This is a genomic window from Rhodopseudomonas palustris, assembly GCF_003031265.1.
In the GTDB taxonomy this organism is placed as follows: Bacteria; Pseudomonadota; Alphaproteobacteria; order Rhizobiales; family Xanthobacteraceae; genus Rhodopseudomonas; species Rhodopseudomonas palustris_H.
The window spans coordinates 5,084,390-5,096,276 of sequence record NZ_CP019966.1 but is presented as its reverse complement, the minus strand read 5'-3'; the positions used below and the strand labels follow the sequence as shown (position 1 = coordinate 5,096,276).

Genomic DNA, 11,887 nt, shown 5'->3' with positions numbered 1-11,887 from the left:
CCGCGATGTTGAAATCCTGGTACTTGTCCGGATCGGATTGATTAGTTGTCGCGAAGCTTTCGCAAGACGGGGATGACGCTTCGATGACGATCGCTGGGAAATTTCATGCAGACGCCGGATCGAAGGCGATCGATTACTAACAGAGACGCGAGCGATAGAATCTGGTTCGGCGTTCCTAGTGCGGTGTCGAGAGATTGTGCTCGACTCGATCGGTCGTAGTGACGCACGTCAGCGCATCTCGCGGGGCCCGTAGCTGGCCACGGACCTCCCTCATGCGGTCTGCGTCCAAGCATCGGCTGCGGGTGCCGGCGGCATCCGTCATGGAACCGAATCGGCGTTCCTCCACGACGTATCGAACCGTCCTGTTTCAGTTTGGGACCCCACGAACCGCAGTGCATCCTGCGGGCAACACTCGATTTGAAATTGGTCCGAGGCCGGCCGTCGATCTGGACAAAGCCTTGATCGGAAATCACCCTGACGCTGTCTCGAGGGCGCACGGTCTGCGGCTTCGCGACGGGGATCGTTGGGGGAGCCATGAGACTGTTCACGGGGATGCTCGCGGCCATGCTGCTGGTCGCCGGCGTGGCGTCGAGCCAGGCGATGGTGCGAATCGCCGACGATCGTGGCGGCCGGATCGGAACCTATGTGGACCGCTACCAGTCGCTGCGCAGCTCCGGCGAAACCGTGATGATCGACGGCCTGTGCGCCTCGGCCTGCACCATCGTGCTGGGTGCGGTCCCGCACGATAAGATCTGCGTGACTTCCCGGGCCAATCTCGGCTTCCACGCCGCCTGGGATCTCGGCTCGAATGGCAACGTCATCACCAATACCGAGGCCACGCAGATGCTGTACACGATGTACCCGACCAGCATCCGCCGCTGGATCGCCAAGCGCGGTGGCTTGACCCGTCACATGATCTTCCTGCGCGGCAAGCAGCTGATGTCGATGTACCGTCCCTGTTACATGGACGCGCAGGCTCAGGCCGGCCGCTGATTCCGCGCCCGCGATCCATCCTCCGGATCACGTGATCAGTGCGACGGCGTCGCGGCTTGCCGGGCGCCGCCGCTGGCTCTATTGGGGGCGACCGTGCGGCGATTGCCGCACATCGCAGCGGCTGGGCTGAAATAGCGTCCAACCGGCCGCTCCGAAGGTTGCGAGGTGTCTGCCGATGTCTGCACAAGCCAAATCCATCCGCCCGCTGGTCGTGATCGCCGCGTTTGCCGGCAGCCTGATCGTCGGCCTCGTGGTCGTGCTGTGGCTGCTCGGCGGTCTGCAGAAGATCTCGGCACCGGCGACGATCGGCGGTCCGTTCCGTCTCACTGACCAGAACGGCCAGGTCATCACCGAACAAAGCATGAAGGGTAAGCCGACCCTGATCTTCTTCGGCTTCACCCGTTGCCCGGACGTCTGCCCGACCTCGCTGTTCGAGTTGTCGCAGGTGCTCGGCGCGATGGGCCCCGATGCCGACCGCATCAATGCCTATTTCGTCTCGGTGGATCCCGAGCGCGACACTCCGCAGTCGATGAAGGACTATCTGTCGAGCTTCGATCCGCATCTGAAGGGGCTGGTCGGAACCCCGGAAGCCACCGAGAAGATCGAGAAGGCCTACCGGGTCTATGCCAAGAAGGTCCCGCTGAAGGACGGCGACTACACGATGGATCACACCGCGCTGATCTATCTGATGGACAAGTCGGGCAATTTCGTCTCGCCGTTCAACATCAAGCGCAAGCCCGAGGAGGCTGCGGCCGACCTGAAGCGGTATCTGTAGCTTACGCCGACAGCCGCCATCGCGACCGCCGGGCTTTTGGCTTCGGCGCCAGCGGATGCGGACGGCGGGCAACGCCGTGCTGAGTCTTGTCCCAGCGGTACGGACACCAGACGAATTGCGCCAGCGCGCGCCACGCCGCCGCCGATAGGCACAGCCAATAGAGCGGCGTCAGCGCCAATGCGCCGGCGTGCCGTAATTGCCGCCGCCGGGCGAGGCCGAGCAGGCCGACCACCAATGTCGATGCAACGCCGGATGCGATCGTCAGCCAGTGCAGCGCGCTCGGCGCCGCGGGCTCCAGCCAGCCGCCGAGCCATACCGGCAACTGCTCCGGCCAATCGATTGCCGCCGCAACGGCGAGCCACACCAATAATGGATAGGCCAGCGCCGACAGCACATTGCCGCCGACCACCAGGTTGAGGCCGATCACGCCGCGCCAGCCGATCTCGCGCCACAGCCGGATCGGCTGCCGCATATGCACCGCCCAGGTCTGGATCCAGCCCTTCATCCAGCGTGCCCGCTGCGGCAGCCAGTTGCCGAACGCGATCGGAGCTTCCTCGTAGGTGGCCGAAGCAATGGTGACGCAGCGGTGGCCGAACCGGGCCAGCCGGAAGCCGAGGTCGGCGTCTTCGGTGACGTTGTGCGGATCCCAGCCGCCGATCGCGCGGAGCACATCGGTGCGGAAATGGTTGGAGGTGCCGCCGAGCGGCAGCGGCAGTCCGAGCGCCGCCAGGCCAGGCAGAAACAGATCGAACTGGCCGGCATATTCGGCCAGGAATGTGCGCGACAGCCAGCTATGGGTGAGATTGTCGATGCACAGGCTGGCCTGGACGCAAGCGGTGTCGGGGCTCGCAGCATCGAACGCTGCCAACGCCGCCCGCAGCTGGTCCGGGTCGGGCCGGTCTTCGGCATCGTACACCGCAATGAAGCTGCCGCGCGCGAAGGCGAGGGCGTAGTTGAGCGCTTTCGGCTTCGTTCTCGGCTCGACCGCAGGCGCGATCAGCACCCGCAGATGCGGCCGCTGTTTGATCCGTGCCAGTGCCGCGCGGGTGGCGAGGTCGTCGGGCTCGATCACCAGGATAAGGTCGAGCTTCTCGTGTGGGTAATCGAGCGCGTCGAGAGCCTCCACCAGCGTTCCCACCGAGTCGGCTTCGCGATACAGCGCCGCCACCACCGTATAGATCGGCAATTCGGCGTCCGGCTTTCGCGGCGGCGATGGCAAGGTCGAGCGTGGCCACAAGCAGGCCAGCAATCGCAATCCGGCAAAGCCGATGAACCAGGCTGCCAGCAGCGTCGTCGTGATGTCAGGATAGAGATAGAGCGGCAGAGCGAGCGGGACCGCCACACAAACCCCGCGCTTCAGGCGCTGCCGCCACACCGGACCGGGTCGGCGCGGCGCCGCCGACAGCATCGGGTGGCGCTGGTGCAGATCGGAGCTGGCGATGTCGGCCAGTGTGCGCTCGCCCTGCTGCGCCAGAAAGGTCTCCAGATTCGCCGTCGAGGCCAATCGCAGCCGCGGGCGTGTGTCCGGATAGTCGTCGAGCAGCCCGCACAGCCGATGGCTCGCAAGATGTCGCGGCGCCACCACCCAGATCAATTCGCCATCGACCCGGAGCGGCACAATTCCGGTCGCAGTGGCAGACGAGATTTGCGCGTCCTCCAGCGGACAGTCGGCGCGATCGAACGCGCCGAAGTCTTCGAAGCCGAGGCGAAGCCAGCGGGCGAGATAGCGGAGATACGCTTCCTCCTCGATCAGGCCCTGCTGAATCAGGACACGGTCGGCACCGATGTCGAGGTCTCTGGCGCGCCGCGCGGCCGCCTGCAGCAGTGCCGGCGCAAGCACGCCGCGCAAGCAATCCAGCTCCGGCGCTGCGATCGCTTCGGATTGTCGGTCCGCAGCCTCGCGCCATTGCTCGCCTGGATGATTGTCGTTGCTGACGTAGGCAGGCCGGGCGGCGAGAAACCGGGGCGGCCCGGGCCATGGGGCGATTGCCTCACCATCGCCGCGCCCGTCGGTCATCGTCTCGTGCAGTCCGGCGTGGTCGGTCCCGACCATGGCACGCTCTTACGCAAACGATACTCGCGTCTCGCGTCGGATGGTCTATAAGACCGCCGGTGCGGAACCCCTGACTATGCAACCACAGATTGCGATGTTGATCAATGGCCGACCGGCCGTCTGGCGCGCAGCCGTGGCGGCGCTGGCGCTCGCCGCGACCACGCTGCTGACGCCTGTGGCCGCGCGGGCTGCGGAGACCGCGCCCGAGGCGAAGGCGATTGCGGACGCGACCGCGCATGCGGTGCCGGGGTTTTGGGATCCACGGCGGCGGCCGGAGCGGCCGGATATGTCGCGCCTGACGATGATCCGGTTCCTGACCGAGGTCGATTATCCGCCGTTCAACTTCACCGGGGCCGACGGCAATCCGGCAGGGTTCAACGTCGATCTGGCCCGCGCGCTGTGCGATGAGATCAAGATCACCTGTACGGTGCAGATGCGGAAGTTCGAGACCCTACTCGACGCGCTCGCCGGCAATCGCGGCGACGCCATCATCGCGTCGCTGGCGGTGACGCCGCAGACCCGCACCAAGCTGGATTTCACCGATCCCTATTACCGCACGCCGGCGCGGTTCGTCGCCCGCAAGGATGCGGTGATGCGGGAGATGCGTCCTGAGTTTCTCGAAGGCCGCAAGGTCGGCGCGGTCGCCGGTTCGGCGCATGAGGCCTATCTGAAGGCGATGTTCACCGACGCCGAGCTGCATTCCTATCCGAATGCCGAGGCGCTGCGGACCGCGCTGAAGCGGGGCGAAGTCGATTTCATCTTCGGCGACGCGATCTCGCTGGCGTTCTGGATCAACGGCACCGACTCGGAGAACTGCTGCGCATTCTCCGGCGCTCCGTTCCTGGAGAGCCGCTATTTCGGCGAGGGCGTCGGCATCGCGGTGCGCAAGGGCAACGACACGTTGCGCCAGGCGCTGAATTGGGCGCTGTTCCGGGTTTGGGAAAAGGGCCAGTACACCGACTTGTGGCTCCGGTATTTTTCCGTCAGCCCGTTTTGAAAGACCCGCCTTCAAGGGCGGCTGGAGACCTGAATGACGACGATCGACCTTCCGAGCGCTTCCGAGCTGCGCACCCTCGCCGAACAATCCAACGCCTGGCCGTTCGAGCAGGCGCGCGCGCTGGTGAACCGGCTGAAAAAGCATCCGAAGGACGAGGTGCTGTTCGAGACCGGTTACGGTCCGTCGGGGCTGCCGCATATCGGCACGTTCGGCGAGGTCGCGCGCACCACGATGGTGCGCCATGCCTTCCGTGTGCTGACCGACGACAAGATCAAGACCAAGCTGCTGGCGTTCTCGGATGACATGGACGGCCTGCGCAAGGTGCCGGACAATGTGCCGAACAAGGAGCTGCTGGAGAAGAATCTCGGCAAGTCGCTGACCAGCGTGCCGGATCCGTTCGGCACCCATGATTCGTTCGGCGCCCACAACAACGCGCGGCTGCGCGCCTTCCTCGACACATTCGGTTTCGACTACGAGTTCGCTTCGGCGACCGAGTACTACAAGTCGGGCCGGTTCGACGCGACGCTGCTGAAGGTGTTGGAGCGGCTCGAGAAGGTGATGGCGATCATGCTGCCGTCGCTCCGCGAGGAGCGCGCCGCCAGCTATTCGCCATTCCTCCCCATTTGCCCGCGCACCGGCGTGGTGCTGCAGGTGCCGATCGTCGCGCACGACGTCAAGGCCGGCACGATTTCCTACGACGATCCGGAAACCAATGAACGCATCACCGTTCCGGTCACCGGCGGTCACTGCAAGCTGCAATGGAAGCCGGACTGGGCGATGCGTTGGACCGCGCTCGGCGTCGACTACGAGATGGCCGGCAAGGACCTGATCGATTCCGTGAAGCTGTCCGGCAAGATCGCCCAGGCGATCGGCGGCACGCCGCCGGAAGGCTTCAACTACGAGCTGTTCCTCGACGACAAGGGCCAGAAGATCTCGAAGTCGAAGGGCAACGGCCTGACCATCGAGGAGTGGCTGCGCTACGCTTCGCCGGAATCGCTGTCGCTGTTCATGTACCGCGAGCCGAAGGCGGCGAAGCGGCTGTATTTCGATGTGATCCCGCGCAACGTCGACGAGTATCAGCAGTTCCTCGATGGCTACGCGCGGCAGGATCTGAAGCAGCGGCTCGCCAACCCGGTCTGGCACATCCATTCCGGCAATCCGCCGCAGGCCGACATGCCGGTGACGTTCCAGCTGCTGTTGACGCTGGTGTCGTCGTCCAATGCCGAAAACGCCGATACGCTGTGGGGCTTCATCGGCCGCTACCGGCCGGGCGTGACGCCGCAGAGCCATCCCAAGCTCGACGCGATGGTCGGTTACGCAATCAATTACTACCGCGACTTCGTGGCGCCCACCAAGGTGTTCCGCGATCCGACCGATGCCGAGCGCGCCGCGCTGCAGGATCTGCGCGATGCGTTGTCACAGCTGCCGGCGGACGCGACCGCCGAGGCGATCCAGGACGTGGTGTACGAGATCGGCCGCCGCGAGCCGTTCCTCGACCACAAGAAGACCGCCAAGGACGGCAAGCCGGGCGTCTCGCTCGACTGGTTCAACATGCTGTACCAGGTGCTACTCGGCCAGGAGAAAGGGCCGAGGTTCGGCTCCTTCGTGGCCGTCTACGGCGTCAGCAATGCGGTGGCGATGATCGACGGCGCGCTGGCGCGCAGCGCGTAAGATCAACAGGCGCGGCGCCGGACAGTGCCGCGCTCCACGATCAGGCCGCTCGCACTGCGGCCGAGAAGCGGTCGACCTCGATCTTGAGATGACGGCTTTCCGCCAGCAGCGCGGCGGCGAGATCGTGCACATGCGTTGAGGCCGCGCCCGTGTTCTGGGCGCCCTCGCGGACCGCCCCGATCGTCCCCGAGACTTCGGTCGCAGCATCCGCCGATTGCCGCACCGTGCTGGCGATCTCGCGCATCGCGGCGCCCTGGTGATCGACGGCCGAGGCGGTCGAATCCGAAATCTCCGAGATCTGCAGGATGGTGTTGCCGATCGCTTCGATCGCCGACACCGACGATTCGGTCGCCGCCGTCATCTGGGCGATCTGTTCGGTGATCTCGTCGGTCGCGCGCGCGGTCTGCGCGGCCAGTGCTTTCACTTCGGCGGCCACGACGGCAAAGCCACGGCCGGCCTCGCCGGCGCGCGCGGCTTCGATGGTGGCGTTGAGCGCCAGCAGGTTGGTCTGCGACGCAACCGCGTTGATCAGATCCACCACATCGCCGATGCGCCCGGCTGCCTTCGAAAGCTCGGCGATCCGCGCGTTGGTTTCCTGCGCCTGCCGGACGGCGGCCTGGGAAATGTTCTGCGATTGCCGGACCTGCTGACCGATCTGCGAGGCCGATGAGGCTACCTCGTTGCAGGACACGGACGCCGACTGCGCCGTTGCACAGGATTGCTGCGAAGCCGCCGCCACCGTCGTTGCCAGGTGCTGGGTCGTCTCGGCCCCGCTCTCGAGCTGTCTGGCGGCCGCTTCCATGTCGGCGGAGGTGGAGGTCACGGTCTGAACGATGCGGCCGATGGCACGATCCAGGTCGTCGGCCATCTTGTGCATCTCGGCGCGGCGATCGGCGTCGGCTCGCGCCTTGATGCCCTGCTCGGACTCCATGGCTTCGACCCGCAGCGCATTGTCCTTGAACACCTGAACGGCCCGCGCCATCGCGCCGACCTCGTCGCCACGCTCGATCGCCGGAATGGCAACAGCCCGATCGCCGCTTGCCAGCCGCCGCATCACTTCGGTCATTCCGGTGATCGGCACGATCACCCTTTTTACGATCGCCGTCAGCCCAGCCACGAACAGCAGGAACACGATGCCGGATACGCCCCACAGCAGATAATTAAGGTCGGTCACGCGGACCGCCGTCGCGGCTTCGGTGGCGGCGTTGAGATCGTTGGTGCGCTTGACGATGTCGTCGATGATCGCGCGATGCGCCGTGTAGGCGGCGGTCAAATCCTTATAGGCCTGCATCGCGGCATCCGGATCCTTGGCCTCGATCGCCGGAACCAGGCTCGCATCGATGATGCGCCAGAATTTCTGCACCTCGCGGTCGGAATCATCGATCAGCCGCGCCTTGATGGCCGGCTCGAGCGGCGCCTTGCGCCAGAAGGCGTGACGGTCCTGGTACTCCTTCTTGAGGCGGTCGAGCCGCTCGCGGTGAAGCGCGGAAGAGCCGGGGTCTTCCAGCGCCAGCGTCGCTTCCAGATAGGCTTCGATCACATAGGCGGGCGGCGGCAGGATATCGGCCACCAGATCGTTGCCGAGCTTGATCTGCTCATACAGCGGCCCGCCGACCTTGAGCTGGGAAAGGCCGTACAGGCTCGCCCCGAAAACCGCCGCCAGGCCTGTGCCGATGATGAGGCCGAACATCAGAACCGCTCGGGTGATTGAAAGTCGCATCTAAGCCTCTCAGGTCGACGCCGCGTAAATCACTCACCCGCGGGAGGTTTTGGAATCCCGGAGCGGCGTCTCGGTTCAATGAACGAGTTCCTAAATACCCCACGGCGCACCAGTTGCGTTACTCGTGGGACTACCAAAACGACAAATGCCGATGAGAGGGGCGGCCCTAGGCGAACTACGCAGTCGCCTCTCGCGCCGTTGATGCGATTCGGGGCAGGGTTACGAGAAGAAGCGCGGCAGGGTGCAACAGGTGCGGTGTGTCTCGGGTGCGGCAACTTTGCTGACTGTTATTCCTGATATCAGTCGTGAATGGCGCGCTGATACCTGCCGTATGCCTTGATCTGGTATCACCGGCCTGTTGCCGCGTTGAAGTGACGCAGTCTTTCCCGTCGCAGTTTTGATTTCAAACAAAGTTTGCTGCGTTGCGTCTTTCGCACAGTCGGCACAACGATAATCCCTCGTCGGGTTGCCGCTGGAGCGGCCCCGTCAGTTTGCTCGTCAGCTCCAAAGGGAAAGACAGTGCCGTTTCTCATCAGGTCTCATGGAGGAAGACAATGTCTGAACTGGCTGGACTGCCCTACGACGCCAACATGCCGGCGATCGTCTGGTCGATGTATCTCGTTGCTGCTGCGTTGTACTGCGCGCCAATGTTGATCGCGTTCGCGCGCAACGTCGAATACAAATGGGGACTCTACGTCGGCAATCTGCTGCTCGGCTGGACCGGCATCGGCTGGGCCTACGCGTTGTACTATGCGGTGTTCGCCGACAAGGAGCGGGTGTCCCAGCCTCGCTTGTCTCTGGTTCGATAGCTCGTGCCGTAACCCTTTGCGGCGGATCGGTCGCGGCCGAAGCCGTCAGGCGCCTCGGTGTTATTTCGCCGAGGCGCCGGCGGCCAGCACCGGGCGCACCGCGTCGCCTTCGCGGAGCAGCGCGCCTGCACGTTCGACCACGATGTCGCCTTCCTTCAGGCCCTCGCGGATTTCGACGTTGCCACCATTCATCAGGCCGATTTCGACGCGGCGGGTTTCGACCACCTGGCGCCGCACGACCTGCACGATGGTTCCGACCGGATTGTAGATCACCGCGGTGAGCGGCACCGAGATGTTGCAGCTCTCGCCGGTCTTGATGGTGGCTCGGCCGGAGGCGTTGGCGAGCAGGCGCTTGTCCGAGCTGACGCCGACGAACACGTTGCCGAGCTGGGTCTTCGGCTCCACCGTGGCGGAAACGCGGCGAACCTTGCCCTGTAGCTCGTTTTTGTCGCCGACCACCTTCACGGTCGCGGTTTGGCCGACCGACAGCCGCGGCATGTCGCGGGTCGGCACCTGTCCAACGAGATCGAACTCGCCGCGGCTGACGATGGTGAACAGCGCTTCGCCCTTTGGCGACGCCGGTGCGCCGATCAAAGCGGTCGAAGCCGACACCAGGCCGGCGACCGGCGCCTGAACCGTGCTGCCGCCGTCGAGCTTCGCCAAGGTTTGGCCCTGGGTGACGGTCTCACCTGGGTCGACCAGCACGTCGCTGATTTTGGCCCCGGGCCGGTCCGGTCGCACCGAGACTTCGTCGCGCGGGATTAGAAATCCCGACACCTCGACCACCGCCGGAAAGCAGGCCTTGGCGGCGGGAAAGACCGTGACGGTCTGGGCGGCGGCTTCACTTCCCTGAGCGCGGACCGGTGATACCAGCGCGCAGGTGATCACGAGAGCCAGCAGCGTTGCACGCTGAAGATCAGGCCCCAAACGGAGGGGATCAGCGATCAGCCTGGTCATGTTGGGTCCTTGCCTCGATGCCATCCAAGCTTTGCTCTCGCGCATTCCGCTGGTCGTGATCTTGCCGGTTCGCATCGATCGTCACCGTCCGAACAGCTGCTTGATAATCGCGTCCACCGCCGCACCGTGATCGTCGTCAGGGCGGCTGGCGTCGCTTGAGTTGTTGCGATCGCCGCGGCTGCTGCCGAGCAGGCCGAACAGACCGCTGCCGATCTCGCGCAAACGCTGATACGCCGCATCCGGATCATCGAGCACGCCGGCGATATCGGGAAATATGCGCGGCGCAATCCACGGTCCCTCGATCCTGACCGGAATGCCGAAGCCGATCGGCTCGGGGGCGGGCGCAACACTTCGCTCCAACGCGCTCTGTCCCTGCGTCGTCAGCACCAGCTTGGGCTCCACTTTGAGCGCCAGCGTTTTGGTCGGCAGATCGATCGCGCCGGCGCCGGTCATCCGCACCAGCGGACCGGCGAGCCTCAGATCGGAGGTCTCGGCCTTGCCTTGGGCGATCCGGAACGAGGCGGCGAATTCGCTGAGATCGGTGGCGTCGGTCGGGGCGATCTGCCAGCCGTCCTGGGTATGCGCAGTCAGATTGCGGATGATCCGGGTGACGTCGATGCCACGGATCGCGCCGTCGCGAAGTCCGACCGCGGCGCTGCCGCTGAGGCCGGATGCGATCGCGCGCGCACTACCCCCGCTGCTGCGCAGCGCCAGCTTGGCCTGCAGCCGGCCGTCAAGCCGGTCGAAATCGGCCAGCCCGTCGAGCAGCGGCAGCGCATGCACGCCGCTGAGATCGCCCTGCAGGTCGAACGTCGGCACCGCACCGGAGGCGTCGATCGCCAGCGTCCCGGTCGCTTGTCCGCCATAGGCGGCCAGACGGCTCGCTTGCACCGACAGCACCCCGCCCGCGAGCTTTGCGTCGGCCGAAGCCGGTGCGATCCGGGCCGGGCCGATATTCAGCTCGGCGGCGGACAGCCGCAATTCGGCATCGACGTAATTCAGGCCGGCGAAATCGAGCGGCGTTTCGCTCCACGGTGAGCCGGGAGGCGCGGTCCGGGTGATGGCGACGAGATCGAGCCGCTGAAAGTCGAGGTCGAGCTTGACCAGCGGCTTGCCGGCGACGTCCACCGAGGCCCAGCCATTGAACGGTGCGTCGCCCAGTCTGCCGCTGACGCCGTTGATCGCCAGCGTGGTGCCGCGCAGCCGCGCTTCCGCTTTGGCGCTGAGCCGTGACGTCAGCAGCCCCGGCGCGTCGAGCGTGAGATCGATCAGCATCGGCTGCTTGTCATCGGCAGGCGGCGTGGCGGTGAGTTCGAACGACACCGGCGAGCGGCCGAGCGTGGCCGAGCCGCTGGCGGTGATCGGCCCCTCGGTATCGTCACGTTCGATGTCGGCCTGGATCCCGGCAATGCGGCGTTCGACGCGGTCCGCCGCGCTGGTCATCACCACGACGCCGTCCTGAACCACGATGCGCTCGATGTCGGCGAGCTCGGCGCTGCCTTTACGCGCGGGCGCTGGCGTGGCGCCGGCCTCGTCGCGCCGGCGCAGCAGCGGCAGGTGTAGTTCTGGACTGATCAGGGTCAGCTCGGTGAGCCGCGGCGTCGCCGAGATCAGGCTGGTCAACGGCAGTTCGGCGCGGACGGTCGCGATTCTCAGCCGCGGATCGGTGGTGCGGCCGCTCGGCAATTCGGCGCTGACATCGTGCAAGGTGAGCGCGACCGCCGGAAACAGTCGGACGGTACCGGTCCCGGCGATCGTCACCCGGTAGCCGGTGTCGCGTTCGATTCGGCTCTGGATCGCGCCGGTCAGCGCGCCAGCCGGAATCCCGATCGCGATCAGCAGCGTGGCCGCGACGAGGAGCAGAGCCGCCATGGCGCCTGCGATCCTGATCGGTTTCATCTCGGCTCCTTAC

Annotated in this window: 9 protein-coding genes; 5 read left to right on the top strand and 4 right to left on the bottom strand. The window is 65.6% G+C overall.

Going from position 1 to position 11,887, the window contains the following annotated elements:
- Positions 1-534 precede the first annotated feature (534 nt).
- Together RPPS3_RS23645 and RPPS3_RS23640 are read left to right on the top strand one after the other, a co-directional pair.
- On the top strand, positions 535-993 hold the full coding sequence (locus RPPS3_RS23645) for a hypothetical protein (RefSeq protein WP_107346224.1): 459 nt from the start codon (positions 535-537) through the stop codon (positions 991-993).
- A gap of 175 nt (positions 994-1,168) precedes the next feature.
- On the top strand, positions 1,169-1,768 hold the full coding sequence (locus tag RPPS3_RS23640) for an SCO family protein (RefSeq protein ID WP_107346223.1): 600 nt from the start codon (positions 1,169-1,171) through the stop codon (positions 1,766-1,768).
- A gap of 1 nt (position 1,769) precedes the next feature.
- Here the strand turns inward: RPPS3_RS23640 and RPPS3_RS23635 are convergent, their stop codons facing one another.
- Entirely contained in the window at positions 1,770-3,821 is a 2,052-nt protein-coding gene (locus RPPS3_RS23635; protein ID WP_107346222.1) for a glycosyltransferase, read from the bottom strand.
- Between the two features lie 76 nt (positions 3,822-3,897).
- On the opposite strand from RPPS3_RS23635, the gene RPPS3_RS23630 reads away from it, so the two are divergent.
- Positions 3,898-4,818: a transporter substrate-binding domain-containing protein gene (locus RPPS3_RS23630; protein ID WP_234820044.1), complete on the top strand. Its 921-nt coding sequence runs from the start codon at positions 3,898-3,900 to the stop codon at positions 4,816-4,818.
- Between the two features lie 33 nt (positions 4,819-4,851).
- Complete coding sequence (locus tag RPPS3_RS23625; protein WP_107346220.1) at positions 4,852-6,489, top strand: lysine--tRNA ligase; 1,638 nt, start codon at positions 4,852-4,854, stop codon at positions 6,487-6,489.
- Between the two features lie 40 nt (positions 6,490-6,529).
- On the opposite strand, the gene RPPS3_RS23620 is transcribed toward RPPS3_RS23625, so the two are convergent.
- Complete coding sequence (locus RPPS3_RS23620; protein WP_107346219.1) at positions 6,530-8,209, bottom strand: methyl-accepting chemotaxis protein; 1,680 nt, start codon at positions 8,207-8,209, stop codon at positions 6,530-6,532.
- 554 nt (positions 8,210-8,763) lie between these two features.
- Here RPPS3_RS23620 and RPPS3_RS23615 point away from each other — a divergent pair.
- Positions 8,764-9,018 carry a superinfection immunity protein gene (locus tag RPPS3_RS23615; protein WP_107346218.1) on the top strand — a complete coding sequence of 85 codons (255 nt, stop codon included), beginning with the start codon at positions 8,764-8,766 and terminating at the stop codon, positions 9,016-9,018.
- Between the two features lie 60 nt (positions 9,019-9,078).
- Here the strand turns inward: RPPS3_RS23615 and RPPS3_RS23610 are convergent, their stop codons facing one another.
- Together RPPS3_RS23610 and RPPS3_RS23605 are read right to left on the bottom strand one after the other, a co-directional pair.
- Entirely contained in the window at positions 9,079-9,975 is an 897-nt protein-coding gene (locus RPPS3_RS23610) for an efflux RND transporter periplasmic adaptor subunit (RefSeq protein ID WP_107346217.1), read from the bottom strand.
- Positions 9,976-10,056: 81 nt separating this feature from the next.
- Entirely contained in the window at positions 10,057-11,847 is a 1,791-nt protein-coding gene (locus tag RPPS3_RS23605; RefSeq protein WP_234820043.1) for an AsmA family protein, read from the bottom strand.
- Between the last annotated feature and the right edge of the window lie 40 nt (positions 11,848-11,887).